Genomic DNA, 19,017 nt, shown 5'->3' on the forward strand with positions numbered 1-19,017 from the left:
CCCCGCCCGCCGGTCCTGGCGATGCGGGGCCTTTCCGGTTTGGCGCGGCGCGCTGTCTCGCCGCGGCTGAACGACCGTGCTCAGGCTTCCGATCGGTTGAGGTCCGCCGCCGCCGGTTCGGCCGCCGGGCCGCGCAGCAGGCGGTAGAGGCCCAGCGTGAACAGCGGGATCACGAACACCGCCAGGAAGGTGTAGGCGAGCAGGCGGTAGCCGTTGGCGATCAGCGCGACGAGGCCGAAATAATTGGCGACGAAGATGCAGCCGATCAGCAGGCTGGCCGCGATCACCGCGCGCGCGACGGTGCTCAGTTCCTTGCCGCGCCGCGCCCGCCATACCCCCGCGATCCGCTCGTTGATGGCGTGGACCGATCCCGTGCCGCTTTCCAGCAGCGCCGCGAAGATCATGAACTGGAACAGCAGGTGGAACAGCGGCATGTTGAGCTGCGTCAGCATGAAGTCCGACGGCAGCGTCTCGTGCTCGATCGCGGGATAGAAGGCGATCATGCAGACGAAGAACAGGATGGCGGGCGCCATCGCCAGCGGGCCGGCGATGATGCCGGAAACGATGGCGTCGCGCTGGCTGGTCAGGTGGCGCAGCACCGGCAGCACGATGACGGCGCCGACAATATTGTAGCTGGCATAGGTGATGCCGCCCATCGCCCAGCCGTCCGACGGGGCGGGGATCGCGAAATTGGCGGCGATCTTGTCTCCGAACACGCCCAGCGCGAGCACCAGGAACAGCGCATAGACGCCGTAGAGCAGGAAGGAGACATATTTGAACAGTTCCTCGACCGAGGAATTGCCGAACGCCGCGAAACCCGCGATCGAGGCCGCCAGCACCAGCGTGCCGACGATCGGCGGCAGATCGAACATCGCCGCGCCGATCGCGCCGGCGGCGGCGCCGAACACCGCCAGGATCAGGACGACGAACAGCACATAGGCGATTTCGAACGCGATCCAGCCCGGCCCCAGCAGCCGCGAGAAGAAGGTGCGGTAATCATAGGCGCCGACATGGCGTGCGAAGGCGAAGGTGACCGCCGCGATGATGCTCCACAGCACCGTCGCCAGCAGCATCGCGCCCAGCCCGCCCCAGGGGCCGCTGGGCATGAAGAATTCGGCAAGCTCGCGGCCGGTGGCGTAGCCGCCGCCGATCACCACGGCCTTGAAGGCGAAACCGGGCAGCAGAATCCGCTGGAACCAGCTCGGTTGAGCGTTTTCTGCCATGTCTTAGAACCCCCCTGTCACCGGGGATGCACAGGCCCGGCAATCTTGTTTTCACCAGCGGCAAAAATATATCCGATCAGGATGAAGTCAACCTAGTTGTAATCTCGCCGGGGCAGGAGAAGCGCGATCGGGCGATAGCCCCGCCAGCCCGCGCGCGGCGCGTTTGGCGTAGCGCGCGGCGCGCGCCATATGCGCCAGGCGGCGCAATCCGTCGCCCGCGGCCTCGGCGGCGCGCAGTTCGAGTTTCCAGCATCGAATGATGGCGGCGTGGAACGACATGGGCAATCTCCATCGTCCGCTCCGGCATGGAGCGCGGCCAGTATAACGCCCGGCCGCGATCATGCCCCGCCGCCCCGGCGCGATTTGCGGGCGGCCCGCCGCAGCCGCCGCGACCGCTCAGCGCCCGGCGCGGCTCCTGTCGCGCGCGGCGCGGAATTCGTCGCCCGGCACCCAGTTGGGCCAGGCGTCGCCCTCCGCCAGTTCGCGGCCGATCGTGTAGTAGAGGCGCAGGTCGGATGCGACGCCCGCCCAGTCCCAGGACGGATCATATTCGTCCTTGGGGCCGTGATAGCGATGCTCCTCATAATCCTTCGCGGCTGCTTCGCCCGCGGCCTTGCCGCCCTTCACCAGATCGTCGCCGCCCTCGAAATAGAGCATCGGCACGCCCTGCTTGGCGAGGCTGAAATGGTCCGAACGGTAATAGAAGCCTTTCTCCGGCGTCGGCTCCTGCGTGGCGACGCGGCCCTCGGCGGCGAGCGCGCGATCGAGCAACGCGTCCAGCTCCGACTTGCCCTTGCCGATCACCACCACGTTGCGCGCCGCGCCCGCCACGCTCAACGCGTCCATGTTGACGCCCGCGACGGTCTGGGCGAGCGGCAGCACCGGATGCTCGCCATAATATTTGGAGCCGAGCAGCCCCGATTCCTCCGCCGTGACCGCAAGGAAGGCGATGCTGCGATCGGGCGCGCCCGCCTTCGCATGCGCCTGTGCCAGCGCGACCAGCGCGGCGGTGCCGGTGGCGTTGTCGACCGCGCCGTTGCAGATATCGTCGCCGTCGGGCGCGGGCTTGCAGCGGCCCAGATGATCCCAGTGCGCGGTGTAGAGCACATAATCGTCGGGCCGCGTCTTGCCGGGCAGCACCGCGATGAAATTCTTCGACGCGTGCTTGCGCAGGCTGTTGTCGAACGAGACCGAGGCCTTCACGCCAAGGTCCACCGCCTTGAAGCCCGGCTTTTTCGCGGCGGCGGTAAGGGCGGCCAGATCCTGCCCCGCGCTCGCCATCAGCGCCTTCGCCTTGTCGTTGCTGATCCAGCCCACCGCCGGGGCCGCGCCCATATTGCCGTCGGGTGCGTCGGCCACCTGCTGCGCGCCGGTCCAGCTCGACTGGACGACGTTCCAGCCATAGGCGGCGGGCGCGGTATCGTGCACGATGATCGCGGCGGCGGCGCCCTGGCGCGCGGCTTCCTCGAACTTGTAGGTCCAGCGGCCATAATAGGTCATGGCGCGGCCGCCGAACGGCCCCTCCAGCCCCGGCGTCTCATAATCGGGATCGTTGACGAGGATGATGACGGTCTTCCCCTTCACGTCCAGCCCGGCATAGTCGTTCCAGTTCTTCTCCGGCGCGTTGATGCCGTAGCCGACAAAGACGACGGGGCTGTCCTTCACCGCGATATGCGGGGTGACGCGATAGGTGCCGATCACCATTTCCGGGCCATAGGCGGCGGAGACGGGGGCCTTGCCGCCGGTGAACGACAGGGCGGAGACGTTCTTCGCGGTGATCTCCACCAGCGGCACGTCCTGCAGCCAGCTTCCCTTGTTGCCGGGTTTCAGGCCCAGCTTCGCGAACTCGGCCGCGAGCAGCGCCAGCGTCTTCTCCTCGCCCGCGCTGCCGGGCGCGCGCCCCTCGAACGCGTCGGACGAGAGTTCCTTCGTGACGCGCTTCATCGTCTCGATCGGAATGTCCGGTTTCGCGGGTTGGGCCACGACGGGCGCGGCGGCGAGAAGGGCGATGACGGCGGCGCTCGCGAAAAGGCGCATGGAAGACTCCGTTGCTCTGGATCGGCATTGGGTAGCGGCGCGGGCCCGCGCTGCCAACCCAATGTCCCGATCGCGCGGCCCCGGTCAGCCGTTTCGGAAGGTATAGCTGTATCCGTTGAGCGCGGGTGCGCCGCCGAGATGGACGTAGAGGATGCGCGATCCGGCGGGGAAATAGCCCTTGCCGGCCAGATCGATCAGCCCCTGCATCGATTTGCCCTCATAGACCGGATCGGTGACCATCCCCTCCAGCCGCGCGGCGAGGCGGATCGCCTCCAGCGTTTCGGCCGAGGGCACGCCATAGGCGGGATAGGCATAATCCTCGACGATGACGACATCGTCCTCGACGATCGCGGGGCCGCCGATCAGCGCCGATGTCTTGCCGGCGATGTCGAACACCTGCGCGCGCGTCTGGACGGGGGTGAAGGATGCGTCCACGCCGATCACGCGGCGCTGGCGACCGTCCGCCGCGAAACCCGCGATCATGCCGCCATGGGTGGATCCGGTGACGGTGCAGGTGACGATATAGTCGAAGGCGAAGCCCAGATCGCGTTCCTGCGCGCGCACCTCGTCCGCGAAGGCGGCATAGCCGAGCCCGCCGAACTTGTGCACCGACGCGCCCGCCGGAATCGCATAGGGCACGCCGCCCGCCGCGCGCACCGCCTCCAGCGCGTTCAGCCAGCTTTCGCGGATGCCGATGTCGAACCCGTCATCGACCAGGTTCACGTCCGCGCCCATGATGCGCGAGAGCATGATGTTGCCGACGCGATCATAAACGGCGTCCTCGTGCGGCACCCAGGCTTCCTGGATCAGATGGCATTTCATGCCGATCTTCGCGGCGACGGCGGCGACCAGCCTGGTATGGTTGGATTGCACGCCGCCGATCGAAACGAGCGTGTCCGCCCCGCTCACGATCGCGTCCGGCACGATATATTCCAGCTTGCGCAGCTTGTTGCCGCCCAGCGCCAGCCCGGAATTGCAATCCTCGCGCTTGGCGAACACCTCCACCCCGCCGCCGAGATGATCGGAAAGCCGGGAGAGTTTCTCGATCGGGGTGGGGCCGAAGGTGAGGGGGTAACGCGCGAAATCGGACAGCATCTGCCTGCTCCATCTGATGTGTGACGATGGCGGCAGGCTAGCCGGACGGGCGGGATGGGTCTTTTCTATATTCGGCGGATCATTATGCGATGATTCTGATCTATGGCAATCGATCGGATGAATTGGCATATCGATCGTTGAATACTGAAAGGATCATTCACCGGATCGCGAGTCGCGCGGCTCAGATGCTGAGCGGCGCGTTGTCGATCACCTCGCGCATCACGAAGAAGGTGCGCGTCTGGCGCACGGCGGGCAGCGCGATCAGCCTTTGTGCGTGAAGGCGGTTGAACTCCGCCATGTCCTCGACGCGGATCTTGAGGAAATAGTCGAAATCGCCCGCGACCAGATGGCAATCGATCACCATCGGGATCTCGCGCACCGCCGCCTCGAACGCGGCGAAGGATTCGGGGGTCGACCGGTCGAGCACCACGCCCATGAACACCAGCGAGCCGCGCCCCAGTTTTTCGGGCGCGAGCTGCGCGCGGACCGATGTGACATAGCCTTCGTCGAACAGCCGCTGGGTGTGGCGGAAGCAGGTGGCCGCGCTCATATTGACGCGGCGGGCGAGGTCGACATTGGCGATGCGGCCATTTTCCTGGAGGATGCGCAGGATCCGCATCTCCGCGCGGCTGAGCGCGCGATGCGGCGATTCTTCCGGGTTCACGGCCATGATCGAGTCTTTCATGCGGGAATGGGCGCGATCACGGTGATATCGTCCGGCAGCGGCGTCAAACCGAAAGCATCGGTCCTTGCAAAGCGGGGCGGGCTGGCCAACAACATCGGCATGACCGCGCTGCCGAGCATCGGCGAGATCTATTATGCCGCCGAATGGATCATCCGGCTGACGATGCTCGCGGTGGTGCCGCTCAGGCGGTCTCCCGCCGCCGCGGCGAGCTGGCTGTTGCTGATCTTCTTCCTGCCGATACCCGGGCTGATCCTGTTCCTGGCGATCGGATCGCCGCGCTTCCCGCACTGGCGCGCCGCGCGGTTCGAGCGGCTGAAGCCCCATGTCGCGGATGTGGCGGCACGGATGCGGCAGGCGGCGCCGGCGGCGGCCGAGGGTATGGCGCGGGACATCGTCGCGCTGGCCGACCGGCTGGGGCGGCTGCCCGCCACATCCGGCAACGCGGTCGAGCTGGTCGACGATTATGACGCGGCGATCGGCCGCTTGGTCGCGGATATCGACGGCGCGCGCCGCCATGTCCGCCTGCTCGCCTATATCTTCGCCGACGACGCGACCGCCGCGAAGGTGATCGACGCGCTGGGCCGGGCGGTCGATCGCGGCGTCGCCTGCCATGTGCTGGTCGATCCGGTGGGATCGCATCGCTGGATCAAGGGCACGATGCGCGCGCTGGAGGCGCGCGGCGTGCAGGTGCGCGCGGTGCTGCCGTTCCGGCTGTGGCGCGAACGCACGCGGCGCGACATGCGCAACCATCGCAAGCTGTTCATCGTCGACGGCGCGATCGGCTATGCCGGATCGCAGAACATCGTCGCGCGCGATTTCAGGCCGGGCGTCGTCAACCGCGAGTTGGTGGCGCGTGTCACCGGGCCGGCGGTGGCCGCGATGTCCGCGATCTTCGTGTCGGACTGGTATCTGGAGACCGAGGAGCTGCTGGACGACGCCATCGCCGTGCCGCCGCGCGCGGGCGCGTCGACGGTGCAATTGCTGCCCAGCGGCGCCGATTATCCGCTGGAGGGATTCCAGGCGCTGATGACCTGGCAGGTCGCCGCCGCCCGGCGCGAGATCGTCATCGTCACCCCCTATCTGGTGCCGGACGAAGGGCTGCTGGGCGCGCTCAAGACCGCCGTGCTGCGCGGCGTGGCCGTGCATGTCGTGGTATCGGCGGTGGTGGACCAGTGGCTGGTGAGCCTGGCCCAGTCATCCTATTATGACGAGCTGCTGTCGGGCGGCGTGCGTATCCATCGCTATCGCGACTATCTGCTCCACGCGAAGGCGGTGCGCATCGACGACACGCTGGGCATCGTCGGATCGAGCAATGTCGATATCCGGTCCTTCCGCCTCAACGAGGAAGTGAGCCTGTTGCTGCTGGATCATGACGCGATCCTGGCGCTTCGGCGCATCCAGGACGCCTATCTGGCGGCGAGCGACGAGATCGCGCTGGACGCGTGGCGCGCGCGGAGCGGCGCGCGCAAGCTGGTGGAGAACGGCGCGCGGCTGGTCAGCCCGCTCTTGTGAGGATGCCGATCGCAACCCTGCCGCATGCTCGCGCGTATAGCCTGTCTCCCGCGATCCGGGGCGCAGACGGATCGCTCCTGGCCCCGGATCCCAAATGGATCCGGGGCCGCTTTTGGGCCAGGCCCGGGACGCGCCGCACGGAGGCAGGGGTCTCCTCCGATGCGGCGATCAAAAGCTATCAGCCGTATCGCGCGGGCGCATCATCAACATGATCCGATTTGGAAGGAATGGCGCGGGGATGGCTTGCCGGCGTCAGCGCGGAATGACGGCAAGCGGTGCTTCGAAGCCCGCCGCGGCAAGCTCCCGCTCGGCTTGCGTGAAACCATAAGCCGGCACGATATCGGCCTCGCGCGCCACGATCGCGGACCAGTCGGCCGTGATCCGCGCGCCTGCATCGGTGTGGCGTCCGACCTGAATGCCTTCGGTCAGGGTGATATGCGCCGCCGCGAAATGCCCCGCGCCCGCACACAGGATCGCCCTTGTCGGGGCATCCTCGGCGACAAGCGCGAGCAGGCCGGGGCTGACCAGCGCCGGGTCGAGCAGGTCGAGGCTGTCGTCGGAGAGCACCCCGTGTGTCATCTGCGTCGCGGCGGTGGGCGCCAGGCTGTTCACACGGATGCCGTATCTCTCTCCCTCGATCGCGAGCGTCTGCATCAGGCCGACCAGCGCCATCTTCGCCGCGCCGTAATTCGCCTGGCCGAAATTGCCCCACAGGCCGGAGGACGAGGTGGTCATCACGATGCGGCCGTAATTCTGCGCGCGCATCACATCCCACACCGCCTTGCAGCAGACCGCGGCGCCCGTCAGATGCACATCCACGACCAGCCTGAAATCGTCGAGACTCATCTTGGTGAAGCTCCTGTCGCGCAGGATGCCGGCATTGTTCACGAGAATGTCGATGCGGCCGCAGCGATCAAGGGTCTGCCCGACCAGCGCCGCGATCGCGGCTTCGTCGGTGACCGATGCGGCGATCGCCAGCGCCCGACCTCCATTGGCCGCAATCTCGTCGGCGACAGCCTGGGCGGCATCCGCCGCGAGATCGTTGACCACGACCATCGCGCCCTGGCTCGCCAGATACAGGGCGTGGCTGCGGCCGAGCCCGCCGCCCGCGCCGGTGACGATCGCGACACGTCCGACAAGGGCGGGGCGGTCATCTGATTTCATGTGCAACTCCATTCACTCTCTAGTGAGTTAACATATTGGACGCGCGGCATCGCCCGGTGGGCCTCGGCCCTAGCGGCGGTCGCAGATCTTGAGGAAGCCAGCGGCCATGAACGACGCCATGCGCGCCTTGATCGCCTCGAAATCCTCCGATTGGCACAATCCGCCCGACAGCTTGTCGATACGCCCCGTCCGCGCCAGCGTCACCATCAGCGCGCCGGTCACGAAGTGATAGCCCCAGAAGATGTCTTCCTCCGCGCAGTCGGGCAGGGCCTTCTTGAGCAAGTCGATCAGCCGGAGCACCACCGGGTCGAAATGGGCGTCCATCATTTCCGCGCCCCATTCAGGGGTGTTGGAAACGAGCGCGCCCAGCGCGCCATAATTCTTCCAGCCCTCGCCGCCATGGATATAGAGATCGAGATCGGTATCGAGATAGGCGTGGAGCGCACCCTCCACCGTGGGCTTGCCGGACACCGACTTCTCATAGTCGTCGAGCGCCTGCATCCGGCGGGTGCTGGTGACGACCGCGCGGCGCGAGAAGACCGCGTCGAACAGCTTCTGCTTGTCCTCGAAATAATAGTTGAGCAGCGTGTGATGCACGCCGACGCGCTTGGCGACGTCCTTCAGGGTGACGCCGTGAAGGCCGTGCTTCGAGAAGAGATATTCCGCTTCGTCGAGGATTTGCTCCATCGTCTCGGCGCGCTGCTCCGCCTTGGTGGAACGACGGCGCGATTTTGTCGGTTCAGTCACTAAGGTCCGTCCATTCCTGCCAGGTTCACGCGCGCGCTCATATCCTGTCTCAGGCCCCTCCATATTCAGTCTGCAGGCGCATCTTGTCTATTTTTCCGGTGGGCGCCAGCGGCATCGCATCGAGCCGCACCACGGCATCGGGAATCCACCAGGGCGCCACCCGCCCGTCGAGCGGCGCGAGCAGTTCCTCGTCGCTCGCGTGCTGCCCCGCGCGCATCTCGACGAGCAGGACCGGCCGCTCGCCCCATTTGGCGTCCGCCCGGCCGATCACCGCCGCGAGCGATACATGGGGGAGCGCACCCACGACCGCTTCGATCTCGGCGGGGTTTATCCATTCGCCGCCAGACTTGATCAGATCCTTGGCGCGGCCCGTGATCGTCAGGTTGCCCCTGGCATCGATCCGCGCGAGATCGCCGGTGGGGAACCAGCCTCTCGCATCCGTCGCCGGCTCGTCCTGCCCGAAATAGCGCTCGATCACCGCCGCGCCGCGCACACGCAGATGACCCTCTCCGCCACGCTGCTGGCGGAGCGGCGTGCCCGCGGCGTCGGTGAGCAGCAGATCGACGCCGATCGCCGGGCGGCCCGAGATCGATGCGGTGCGCTCCGGATCGGCGGGCGGCGTGATCGTGCCGAGCGGCGACAACTCGGTCATGCCCCAGCTTGTCTGCACGGTAACGCCCAGGCGCCGCTCCAGGCGCTCCATCAGCGCAGGCGCCATGGGTGCGCCGCCGACGATAATGCGCTCGAGCGAAGCGAGGTCTCCTCCCGCCGCCTCGAGATGCTCGACCAGCCCCAGCCACACGGTCGGCACGCCGACGCCGATCGTCACCTGCTCCGCCGCGATCAGCCTGGCGAGGCTCGCGCCATCCGCCTTGCGGCCCGGCAGCACCAGCTTGCCGCCCACCGCGGGCAGCGCGAATGGCAGGCCCCACGCATTCGCGTGAAACATCGGAACCACCGCCAGCACGTTATCGCGCGCGGTAAAGGCCATCACATCGGCCTGGAGCGCGCGCAGCGTGTGCAGGAAGCTGCCGCGGTGCGTGTACGTCACGCCCTTTGGCGCACCGGTGGTGCCCGAGGTGAAGCACAGGCCGGCGGGCGCCGTCTCAGGGAAACCGCCCCAGTCGGCGCCACCGGGCGCATCCGCGATCAGCCGCTCAAGGTCAGCCAGCGGCGGCGCCGCCAGAGGCCAGTCACCCGGCTCGCCATCGATCAGCAGGACACGCTCGATACAGGGCGCGCGCTCGACGATATGCCGGGCGAGCGGCAGCAGGTCGGCGCTGGCGACCAGGATGCGCGCACCCGACTGGACTGCCATCGCCGCGAGCTGCGCACCGGCCAGCCGCGGATTGAGCGTGTGGCAAACCGCCCCCATGCCCATCACGGCATACCAGGTCTCGACATGCGCCTGGCTGTTCCAGGCGAGCGTCGCGACGCGATCGCCCTGGCCGATGCCGAAGCCGGCCAGCAGGGATGACACCGCCAGGCTGCGCGCACGCAACCCGGCATAGCCGATCCGTGCGATGGTGCCGTCCTCGCGCGCCGTGGCCACTTCGGCCTCCGGATGCCAGCGGGCCGCATGATCGAGGAACATGTTCAGCGTCAGCGGAAAATCCTGCATCGAACCGTGGATCATGGACAGTCGGCACTTTTCTTGGGCAGCAGCGGGGACATGATGCCGGTGTTCCAGTTCCAGGGCAGGTTGCCCGCCGCGCGGCGACGGCAGACGGCCGCCTCGTGCACCGCGAACATCCCGGGCATCAGCCGCACGCCGGGGCGCGGGATGTCGGCAAAGGCCATGAAGGCGGCGTCGCGGCCATAGGCGCTCCATGCGGCCTGCCCCTTCGCGACCGGCTTGCCGTCGCGCGCGAACGAGATCCAATAGTCGGCCATCGCGTCCGAAAAGCGGCGTTCCGCCAAGCTGTCGGGAATCTTTGGCCAGAAGGGCGGGGTGCGTGTGGCGGTGCCGAAGACATAGGGGATTTCGGCGGCATGAAAGCCATGCAAGCCGTTCTCGTCCGATGCCGGATAGCCATGTGCGAACAGATAGAGATAGGCGGGCTGGCCGATCGCGCGCTGCCCGATTGCCAGCCGTTCCGAGGTCCAGCCATAGAGTGCGTCGCGCGGCGCGGCGAGCACCGCCTGTTCCAGGTCGCGCGACGGGTACAGGCGCAGCCAGGGATCGGCGAGGTCGCCATAGCGCTCCCGGATCGCGGCTTCATAAGCGGCCGCGTTCGCGGGGACTGGCGGCGCCAGGAAACGAAGCGAGCGGATTTCGCCGATATTGAAGCCCGCGATCAACGGCACGGGCGCCTGTTCGCCGCGATCGAAGGTTTCGACGAGCTGGCGCGGCAGGATTTTCCCGTCGATCGTGCCCCATGGCATGTAGCCGGTTTTCATCGCGTCGGCGGTGAGCTTCTCGCCGTCGATCGCGCGCAGCGCGGCGATGTCCGGCGCGGCGAGCGCGGCGCCGAGCCTGGTGCCGACGGCTTCCGCCGCCGGTTCGCCAAAACGCGCCTCCTTCAGCGACGGCGTGGAGATCATATAGGCGCTCTGCGCGATCGCCTTGTGGAACAGGCCGCGCGCCGGCGGCGCGGCCAGCAGATACATCACGCTCAGCGCGCCCGCGGATTCACCCGCGATCGTCACATTGCCGGCGTCCCCGCCGAACGCGCCGATATTGTCCTTTATCCAGCGCAGCGCCGCGATCTGGTCGAGCAGCCCGTAATTGCCCGATACCCCGTCGGGCGATTCAGCGCTCAGTCCGGGATGCGCCATGTAGCCGAGCACGCCGAGCCGGTAATTGACCGTGACGACGATCGCGCCGCGCGCGGCCAGCTTCGCGCCGTCATACATGCCCTCATGGCTATAGCCGGTGCTGAGCGCGCCGCCGTGCAGCCAGACGAACACCGGCGCATTCCTCGCATTCTCCGGCATCCAGATATTGAGGGTGAGGCAATCCTCCGAGATCGCCTCGGGCGGGTTGGCGTAGATGCTGCCCGCGCGCGGGCGCGGCTGGATGCACGCCGGGCCGAATGCCTGCGCCTTGCGCACGCCCTGCCAGGGCGCGAGCGCCACCGGGGCTCTCCAGCGCAGCGGGCCGATCGGGGGCTGCGCGAAGGGGATGCCCTTGAAGACGGAGACGCCACGCACGGCCTTGCCTTCGACCGCGCCGGCGGGCGCCTTGATCACCTGCGCGGACGCGTCGCCCGCCATGGCGAGCGCGGAAAGCGCGATCAACGCGCGGATCATGATGCGTCCTCCTTCCGGATCGCCCGGGCCAGCATGAGGAAAAGCAGGATCGCCAGCGCGTAGAATGGCACGAGCGTGAAGAAAGCCGATTGCAGCGGTCTGTCATGGCCGTGCGCGGCGAACCAGTCGCTTGCCGCGCCCAGCCAGGTCGGTCCGAGTCCAAGCCCGACAAGGTTCATCACCAGCAGCAGCAACGCGCCCGCCAGCACCCGCTCATTGGGCTTCACTTCCTCCTGCACCAGCGCGACCGCCGGGGAGAGATAGAAATAGTTGAGCGCGAACGGCACGATCAGCATGATCATCGCCAGTTCCCAGCCCGGCGCCCAGATGAAGGCGACGAAGAAGGGCACCGCGACGCTCAGGCCGATCGCGGGGATGAAGGCATAGGCGCGCTTGTCGCGCGGCGCGAACTTGTCGACGAGCCGCCCGGCCAGGAAGATGCCGCCGCCCATCGAGAACAGGATCAGCAGCGCATACCAGAGCGCGACCTGCTCAAGCGTCATCCCCTTTTCCTCCATCAGGAACAATGTCGCGAAATTGCCCGCGGCATAGGTGATGAACTGGTTGGCGGCGGTCGCGAGCGCGACCAGCAGCAGCACCCGCCGTGTGAAGAACATGCGGCAGGTCGCGGCGAATGGCGCCTTGGGCGGCGGCGCATAGGTGTCGGGCGCGGCGTCGGCCGGCATGTCCAGCCCGCCGCGGCGCGGCTCGCGCACGGTGAACCATACGATCACCGCCGTGACCACGCCGATCGCGCCGACCGCGATGAAGGCGTCGCGCCAACTGAACGCCACCGCGACCGACGCGCCGAACGCGACGCCCAGCGCGTTGCCCAGCGGCGGGCCGAGATTGTAGATGCCGAGCGCGGTGCCGCGCGTGCCCGGCCGGAAATAGTCGGAGATGATCGCGTAGGATGGCGGAACGCCGCCCGCCTCGCCGATGCCGACGGTCATGCGCGCCACCGCGAGTTGCGGATAGCTGGCGGCGAAGCCGCACGCGACGGTCGCGGCGCTCCACAAGGCGCATGCGAAGGAGAGCACCTTCACCCGGTTCGCGCGATCGGCGAACCATGCGACGGGAATGGAGATGACGCCGTAGAAGAGCGCGAAATAGAGCCCGCTGATCAGCCCGATCTGGCCGTGCGTCAGCCCAAGCTCGTCGCGGATGGGCTTGGCCAGGATCGACAGCAACTGCCGGTCGAGGAAGTTCAGCACATAGACGAAGCAGAGCACGCCCAGCACGAACCAGGCGCGCCCGTCCGGCCGCGCGGCCGCCGATGCGGGCCGCGCGGCACGGGCGGACGACGGATCGACGGCCGCCATCGCCCTAGATGCCGTAACCAATGCGGATGCCGATCGTACGCGGCCGCATCGTGCCGAACCGGCTGACCAGGAAGGCTTCGGGATGGATATAGGTGATCGAATGGTCGTCGAAGAGGTTCTCGACATAGAGCTGGCCCGACAGCGCCCCCTTCTTCACGCCGAAGGTCAGGTTGACGTTGGCATATTCGTCGGTCTTGCCGAAGGTCGAGAGCGGCCGCAGCGGGTTGCCCGGCGTGTTCGGGAACGAGCTGTTATAGGATCCCACATATTGGGTGCTGACGGCCAGCGTCCCCTGCATGTCCGGCCCCATGTCGAATGTATTGGCCACGCTCAGCGCGCCCTGCAGGCGCGGGGCGGACAGGCGATGGCCGAGCACCGCGCCGGAGATCGCGGCCTCCGCCGCGGTGAGCTCGGTGATCTTCGAATCGTTATAGGCCGCGTTGAAGCCGATGGCGAAGCCGCTGCCGGGCAGCAGGCCGATCTCCACTTCGAAGCCCTTCGATCGCGCCGCGCCGATATTGGTGGCGAACTGCACCGAGTCCGACACGCGGTTGGCCTGGGCCTGGATATTGCTCCAGTCGATAAGATAGGCCGCCACGTTCATGCTGACGCGCCCATCCAGCCAGCGCGCCTTGGCGCCGAGCTCGTAGCTTTTCAGATCGTCCGACGACGCGCCATAGGGGATGATGATGTCGTTGGGATTCACCAGGCTCGGCCGGCCCGCGAAGGCGTTGACGATCGGGGCGCGGAAGCCGGTTGAGAATGTCGCGTAGGTGGTGATGTCGTCGTTCGGCTTGAAGCTGGCGCTGGCTTTCCATGACGGCTTGGATCCCTTCGCCTTCACGCCCGTCACCGCCGCATAGGGGGTGAAGGTGTTGAAGTTCACGGGGAGGCCGAGCAGCGCATAGTCATAATAGTTGAATCCGAACGCCGTCGCGAGATAGCCGCCCGCCTCGGTGAAGCCCTGGGCCGAGATCCGGCCGTAGCGCATGCCGCCGGTCAGCCAGAAGCGATCCGAGAAACGATAGGTGAGCTCGCCGAAACCCGCCAGTTCCTCGCTGATCTGATGGGTGTATTGCTTCTGGAAATATTTGTCGGGCAATCCGGTGATGCCGCGCGCCTGGAGGAAGGCGGGGTTCGACCGGTAGAAATAATCGACGTCGCGGCGGCGATGCATATAGAAGCCGCCGACCACGAACTGGAAGGGACCGTCCAGCGTCGAGGCGAGCCGCGTCTCCTGGACGAACACCTTGTCATAGGCGTCCGCGTCCAGGCCGAACGCGATCGGGGCGCCGGGGAACGAGCCAGGGGCGAAGGTGCCGGCCAGGTCGACATAGAAACGCTGGTCGAAATCGGAATAGGTCGACGAGCTCGTGAGCTTGGCGAAATCGAACTCATAGTTGATCGTCGCGTTCGCGATCAGCTGCTTGCCGGTGAAACGGTCGGGCTCGTCGGAGATGCGTTTTTCGCGGCCGAGCGACGGGCTGGTGAGCGATGAATCCTTTGGATTGCTGTATTCGTACGAGCCCAGCAGCTTGATCGACAGCCGGTCCGTCGGCTTCCACAACAGGCTGACCCGTCCGCCATAATCGACCAGCGTGTTGGAATTCTTCACGCCGGTGCCGACATTGTCGAGATACCCTTCCTCGTGACGATAGAAGCCCACCGCACGGATCGCGAGCCGATCGTCCACCAGCGGCACGTTGACCATCGCATTGTAGCGTTGACGTAGCGAGTCGGAGCCGGTCAGGCCGAGATCGACGAGAACCGAGGCGTCGAAATGGTTGAGGTCGGGATTCTTCGTCAGGATCCGCATCGCGCCCGAGAGCGACCCCGAACCGAACAGCGTGCCTTGCGGGCCGCGCAGGAACTCCACGCGCTCCACGTCGAACAGGTTTGGATCGACAACCGTGGTGTTGCCGATCGTCGAAATCGGAAGCTCGTCGATATAGACCGCGACCGAGCTCTGCAGATTGGCGTTGTATCCGTTGGTCGCGATGCCGCGCGCGGTGAAATTGTTGAAGTTCTGGGTGGGGCGGTTGAGCACCACGCCGGGCGTTTCGCGGCCGATGCCTTCGAAGCCGACAATGCCTTTTTCCGTCAGCGCTTCCTGCGTGAACGCGGTGATGCTGAGCGGAACGTCGCGGATACGTTCTTCGCGCCGTGTCGCGGTGACGATGATGTCCTCGCCGGGGCCGCGCTCATTGGCCTGGTCGCCGGTCGATGACGCGTCCTGCGCCGCGGCCGCGCCCGACGCCATGATCATCGCGCCGGCGCAAACCGATGTGAAAAGCCTTCCCCTCATCATGTCCTCTCCAGTTCTGCCGTTCGAACGCCGGCCTCGTGGGGAATGAATGAGGGCTAAACATGCATATGTCAATATTCACTCTCTAGTGTGTGAGTATTATGGAGGGGCGCGGCGGACATGGGCCGTTTTCTCGCCGAGAGACGATCACGCAAGGGGCACGGCGCGCGCCAGGCCGACTCGGGAAACTCCCGGACCGGCGGCCGAACGGCCTGGCGGTTTGCGTATCGCCCGAATTCGGTGTCAATCTGCGGCCCGGACCGGAGGCGCGCGTGCAGTTCAGCCATTTCGATTTGAACCTTTTGCGCGCGCTCGATGCGTTGCTGGCCGAGCGGAACGTGACGCGTGCCGCCGAGAAGCTGTTCGTGACGCAGCAGGCGGCCAGCGGCGCGCTCCGGCGGCTCAGAGACTTTTTCGAGGACGAGTTGCTGGTCCGCGTCGGCCGGCATTTCGAGCTGACGCCGCTCGCCCAGTCGCTCGTCGTCCCGGTGCGCGAGGCGCTGCTGCGCGTGGAGGCGGCGCTGGCGACCCAGCCGAGCTTCGATCCGGCGCGGGCGACGCGGATCGTCCGGCTCGCCATGTCCGACTATGCCTCGCTGATCGTGCTGCCGAAGCTGATGAGCCTGCTCGCCGCCGAGGCGCCGCGCATGACCGTGCGCGTCGAGTCCCTCAACAGCACCAGCTTTCGCCGGCTGGAGCATGGCGATCTCGATTTCTGCATCACGGTTCCGCATTGGGGGCTGTACAACGATCATGGCCCCAGCGCGGACATCCTCAACGAGCAGCTTTTCGAGGATGATTTCGTCTGCGTGGTCGATCGCCGCAGCCATCCGGCGGAAACCATGTCGCTCGCGGACTATCGCGCTGCGCTCCACAATGTCGTCCGGTTCGGCAACGGAATCGAGACGCTGGTCGAACACGCGTGGCGGCATATCGGATTCGAGCCGCAGATCGCCGCGACCGCGCCCAGCTTTTCCGCGCTGATGTTCATGGTGCCGGGCACCCCGCTCGTCGCGACGGCGCAGCGGCGGCTGGCCAGGACGCTGGCGCCGCCGCTCCGCCTCAAGGTGCTTGAATGCCCGGTCGCGGTGCCGACGCTCGACGAGCATATGATGTGGCATGTCCGCAACGAGAGCGATCCGGCGCATCTCTATATCCGCCATACCTTCCGCAAACTGGCCGGGAAGCTGGATTCGAACCACAAGCCCTGATTGTAGTTCGCCATCCCCGATGTGATTTTGCGGATCGGGTGCACCGCGTCACATTCCACTCAGCAAGCCGCCGGGGACAAAAGGCGGCGCTGAGGAGGAGAGGGAGATGAGAGGATTCATCCAGGGGACGCGCGTGCTGGCGCTGCGCGCATCGGTCGCCGCGCTGGCCATCGCCATGAGCGCGACGGCATCGGCGCAGGAGTCCGGCGCGCCCGCGGGCGAAGAGAATGAAGGGCTGGCCGACATCGTCGTGACCGCGCAGCGGCGCGAGGAAAGCCTGCAGCGCACCGCCCTCGCGGTGTCCGCGGTTGATGCGCAGCAGCTCTCCAACGCCGGCGTGTCGGACGTGACCCAGCTTACGAAGCTCGTCCCCTCGCTGGTGGTGCAGCCGGCGACCGGCACGTCCGTCGGCTTCTATCTGCGCGGCGTGGGCGCGCTGGTGGGCAACGCCTTCACCGAGAACCCGGTCGCGTTCAACTTCAACCAGATCTACGTCGCACGGCCGGCCGGCCTGCTCGGCACCTTCTACGATCTCGAGCGGGTCGAGGTGCTGAAAGGCCCGCAGGGCACACTCTATGGCCGCAATGCCACCGGCGGCGCGATCAACGTCATTCCGAAACGCCCGAAGCTGGGTCACAATGGCGGCTCGGTCGAGCTGGAAGTGGGCAATTACGACCTGGTGCGCGGGCAGGCGGCGCTCAATCTGGCGCTCGGCGACACCGCCGCCCTGCGCGTGGCGGGCCGCCTGTCGCGGCGCGACGGCTATCTTTCGGACGGTTACGACGACGAGAGCGGAGAAGCCGCGCGCGCGTCTCTCCTGTTCGAGCCAAGCGACACAGTCTCGATCAATCTGGTCGCCGACTATTTCCATCAGGGCGGCAATGGTCCGGGAAGCGTGCTCGTTCCTTCGCCGCTGGTTCCGGGCGCGCCCGATATCGATCGGCGCATCGGTTCGGCCGATCCGGTCAGCACCGCGGCGCTCTACGCCGGCATCCTTGCGAGCGCGCTGCCGCCCCCGGCCAAGACCGACAGCCCGACGCTGCCGGGCGTGCTGCGTCCGAAGCGTGACGGTTTCGTCGACAGCGAGTTCTGGGGCATCTCGGCCAATATCGACGCCGATCTGGGCTTCGCGACGCTGACCGTGATCCCCGGCTATCGCGACAGCCGGCCCAATTACCTGACCTATAATGGCGGCTATTACGGCCGGGTGATCGAGGTGGCGAAGCAGAAGAGCCTCGAGATCCGCCTGTCCTCGAACGGCGACGGACCGCTCAAATACGTGCTCGGCGGCTATTATTTCGACGAGGACCAGAACTCCTTCAACCATTTCGTCCAGGGCACCGTGCTCAGCACCAAGTTCGCGGTCGACCTCAACAATCGCAGCGCGGCGCTGTTCGGCCAGGCCACCTATGAACTTGCTCCCGGCTTCCGCGCGCTTGGCGGCATCCGCTACAGCAAGGAGCGCAAGGAGCAATCGACCGCGCTCACCCAGACCGGCATCTTCGCGGGGACTCCCGTCGATCCGTTCAACAACACCGTCCCGCCCGTGCTCGTCGGCGGCAAGCTCAGCTTCGAGAAGGTGACATGGAAGGCGGGCGTCGAATGGGACGCCGGCGCGCGCAACCTGGTCTACGCCAATGTCGCGACGGGCTTCAAATCGGGCGGTTTCTTCGTCGCCGCGCTCGACAACACCTTCAATCCCGAAAAGATCACCGCCTACACGATCGGCAGCAAGAACCGTTTCATGAACAACCGGCTCCAGCTCAATCTGGAGGCGTTCTACTGGGACTATAAGGACCAGCAGATCAATTATATCGGCCCGGTGCGCAACCTGAACGCCGCTGGGCAGGTCGTCGTCGGCTCGGCGCTGACCACCACCAATGCCGGGGCGTCGCGCATCTACGGCGCTGAGGCCGAGCTGAGCTTCCAGATCACGCCCGATGACCTGTTCACGGCGAACCTCCAGTATCTCAACGCCAAATACACCAACTTCACCTATCTCGCCGCCTCGGCGAGTCCGACGCCGCCGCGCACCACCTGCGGCACGACGGTGACCAGCGTGCCCGGCTATGTCCTGCCCGCGCCCGGCACCACCTTCCTGGTGGATTGTTCGGGACGGCCGCAGATCAATACCCCGAAATGGAGCCTCAACCTCGGCTATGAGCGGACTGTCCCGCTGGGCGGCGGGCTGGAGCTGTTGCTGGGCGCGCGGACGCGGATCGAATCCGGCCGCTATCTCTCGCCCGAATATCTGCCGGAGGAGCGCCAGGGCGGATATATGATGTCCGACCTGTTCGTGCAGCTCAAGTCCGAGCGGAACTGGTCGCTCACCGCCTATGTGAACAATCTCGAGGACGAGACCGTCTATGCCGGCGCGAGCCTGCGGCCGGTGTTCCCGGTGGTGTTCAACATTCTCCGTCCGCCGCGCACCTACGGCCTGCGCGCGGCGATCGAGTTCTGATCC

14 protein-coding genes are annotated in these 19,017 nt (G+C 66.6%); 3 read left to right on the forward strand and 11 right to left on the reverse strand.

The genetic code is table 11. The features are described from left to right. Positions 1–80: 80 nt before the first annotated feature. The 5 genes from ACODTA_RS24985 to ACODTA_RS25005 all read right to left on the reverse strand — a co-directional run bounded on the left by ACODTA_RS24985 (position 81) and on the right by ACODTA_RS25005 (position 5,040). The gene (locus ACODTA_RS24985; protein ID WP_489069770.1) at positions 81–1,223 is read right to left on the reverse strand and encodes a YkvI family membrane protein; all 1,143 of its coding nucleotides are present in this window, start codon (positions 1,221–1,223) and stop codon (positions 81–83) included. Positions 1,224–1,310: 87 nt separating this feature from the next. Next, the gene (locus ACODTA_RS24990) at positions 1,311–1,502 is read right to left on the reverse strand and encodes a hypothetical protein (RefSeq protein WP_489069772.1); all 192 of its coding nucleotides are present in this window, start codon (positions 1,500–1,502) and stop codon (positions 1,311–1,313) included. 117 nt (positions 1,503–1,619) lie between these two features. Then, on the reverse strand, positions 1,620–3,260 hold the full coding sequence (locus ACODTA_RS24995; protein WP_489069774.1) for a M28 family peptidase: 1,641 nt from the start codon (positions 3,258–3,260) through the stop codon (positions 1,620–1,622). 84 nt (positions 3,261–3,344) lie between these two features. Next, positions 3,345–4,355: a 1-aminocyclopropane-1-carboxylate deaminase gene (locus ACODTA_RS25000; protein WP_489069776.1), complete on the reverse strand. Its 1,011-nt coding sequence runs from the start codon at positions 4,353–4,355 to the stop codon at positions 3,345–3,347. Positions 4,356–4,536: 181 nt separating this feature from the next. Then, the gene (locus ACODTA_RS25005; protein ID WP_489069778.1) at positions 4,537–5,040 is read right to left on the reverse strand and encodes an Lrp/AsnC ligand binding domain-containing protein; all 504 of its coding nucleotides are present in this window, start codon (positions 5,038–5,040) and stop codon (positions 4,537–4,539) included. Between the two features lie 99 nt (positions 5,041–5,139). Here ACODTA_RS25005 and cls point away from each other — a divergent pair, with 99 nt between their 5' ends. Then, the gene (gene cls / locus ACODTA_RS25010) at positions 5,140–6,552 is read left to right on the forward strand and encodes a cardiolipin synthase (protein ID WP_489069780.1); all 1,413 of its coding nucleotides are present in this window, start codon (positions 5,140–5,142) and stop codon (positions 6,550–6,552) included. A 252-nt stretch (positions 6,553–6,804) separates the two neighbouring features. Here cls and ACODTA_RS25015 read toward each other — a convergent pair whose 3' ends face one another. The 6 genes from ACODTA_RS25015 to ACODTA_RS25040 form a co-directional block, all read right to left on the reverse strand. Further along, the gene (locus tag ACODTA_RS25015) at positions 6,805–7,716 is read right to left on the reverse strand and encodes an SDR family NAD(P)-dependent oxidoreductase (RefSeq protein WP_489069782.1); all 912 of its coding nucleotides are present in this window, start codon (positions 7,714–7,716) and stop codon (positions 6,805–6,807) included. Positions 7,717–7,785: 69 nt separating this feature from the next. Beyond that, positions 7,786–8,403, reverse strand: coding sequence for a TetR/AcrR family transcriptional regulator (locus ACODTA_RS25020; RefSeq protein ID WP_489069900.1), 618 nt, complete (start codon positions 8,401–8,403; stop codon positions 7,786–7,788). 109 nt (positions 8,404–8,512) lie between these two features. Continuing rightward, complete coding sequence (locus ACODTA_RS25025) at positions 8,513–10,099, reverse strand: AMP-binding protein (protein ID WP_489069784.1); 1,587 nt, start codon at positions 10,097–10,099, stop codon at positions 8,513–8,515. Further along, complete coding sequence (locus tag ACODTA_RS25030; protein WP_489069786.1) at positions 10,096–11,715, reverse strand: carboxylesterase/lipase family protein; 1,620 nt, start codon at positions 11,713–11,715, stop codon at positions 10,096–10,098. The genes ACODTA_RS25025 and ACODTA_RS25030 overlap by 4 nt, the downstream gene beginning before the upstream one ends. Then, positions 11,712–13,037, reverse strand: coding sequence for a spinster family MFS transporter (locus ACODTA_RS25035; protein ID WP_489069788.1), 1,326 nt, complete (start codon positions 13,035–13,037; stop codon positions 11,712–11,714). The genes ACODTA_RS25030 and ACODTA_RS25035 overlap by 4 nt, the downstream gene beginning before the upstream one ends. 4 nt (positions 13,038–13,041) lie before the next feature. Further along, complete coding sequence (locus ACODTA_RS25040) at positions 13,042–15,342, reverse strand: TonB-dependent receptor (protein WP_489069790.1); 2,301 nt, start codon at positions 15,340–15,342, stop codon at positions 13,042–13,044. A gap of 272 nt (positions 15,343–15,614) precedes the next feature. Between ACODTA_RS25040 and ACODTA_RS25045 the strand changes: the two genes are divergently transcribed. Both ACODTA_RS25045 and ACODTA_RS25050 read left to right on the forward strand, forming a co-directional pair. Further along, positions 15,615–16,553: a LysR family transcriptional regulator gene (locus tag ACODTA_RS25045; RefSeq protein ID WP_489069792.1), complete on the forward strand. Its 939-nt coding sequence runs from the start codon at positions 15,615–15,617 to the stop codon at positions 16,551–16,553. A gap of 106 nt (positions 16,554–16,659) precedes the next feature. After that, positions 16,660–19,014 carry a TonB-dependent receptor gene (locus ACODTA_RS25050; RefSeq protein ID WP_489069794.1) on the forward strand — a complete coding sequence of 785 codons (2,355 nt, stop codon included), beginning with the start codon at positions 16,660–16,662 and terminating at the stop codon, positions 19,012–19,014. The last annotated feature ends 3 nt before the right edge of the window (positions 19,015–19,017 follow it).

Source organism: Sphingomonas sp. FG14, assembly GCF_057809675.1.

Bases quoted from the DNA above. Each gene is read 5' to 3' on its own strand.
- ACODTA_RS24985 (WP_489069770.1), bottom strand. From the start codon at position 1,223: ATGGCAGAAAACGCTCAACCGAGCTGGTTCCAGCGGATTCTGCTGCCC.
- ACODTA_RS24990 (WP_489069772.1), bottom strand. From the start codon at position 1,502: ATGTCGTTCCACGCCGCCATCATTCGATGCTGGAAACTCGAACTGCGC.
- ACODTA_RS24995 (WP_489069774.1), bottom strand. From the start codon at position 3,260: ATGCGCCTTTTCGCGAGCGCCGCCGTCATCGCCCTTCTCGCCGCCGCG.
- ACODTA_RS25000 (WP_489069776.1), bottom strand. From the start codon at position 4,355: ATGCTGTCCGATTTCGCGCGTTACCCCCTCACCTTCGGCCCCACCCCG.
- ACODTA_RS25005 (WP_489069778.1), bottom strand. From the start codon at position 5,040: ATGAAAGACTCGATCATGGCCGTGAACCCGGAAGAATCGCCGCATCGC.
- cls (WP_489069780.1), top strand. From the start codon at position 5,140: ATGACCGCGCTGCCGAGCATCGGCGAGATCTATTATGCCGCCGAATGG.
- ACODTA_RS25015 (WP_489069782.1), bottom strand. From the start codon at position 7,716: ATGAAATCAGATGACCGCCCCGCCCTTGTCGGACGTGTCGCGATCGTC.
- ACODTA_RS25020 (WP_489069900.1), bottom strand. From the start codon at position 8,403: ATGGAGCAAATCCTCGACGAAGCGGAATATCTCTTCTCGAAGCACGGC.
- ACODTA_RS25025 (WP_489069784.1), bottom strand. From the start codon at position 10,099: ATGATCCACGGTTCGATGCAGGATTTTCCGCTGACGCTGAACATGTTC.
- ACODTA_RS25030 (WP_489069786.1), bottom strand. From the start codon at position 11,715: ATGATCCGCGCGTTGATCGCGCTTTCCGCGCTCGCCATGGCGGGCGAC.
- ACODTA_RS25035 (WP_489069788.1), bottom strand. From the start codon at position 13,037: ATGGCGGCCGTCGATCCGTCGTCCGCCCGTGCCGCGCGGCCCGCATCG.
- ACODTA_RS25040 (WP_489069790.1), bottom strand. From the start codon at position 15,342: ATGAGGGGAAGGCTTTTCACATCGGTTTGCGCCGGCGCGATGATCATG.
- ACODTA_RS25050 (WP_489069794.1), top strand. From the start codon at position 16,660: ATGAGAGGATTCATCCAGGGGACGCGCGTGCTGGCGCTGCGCGCATCG.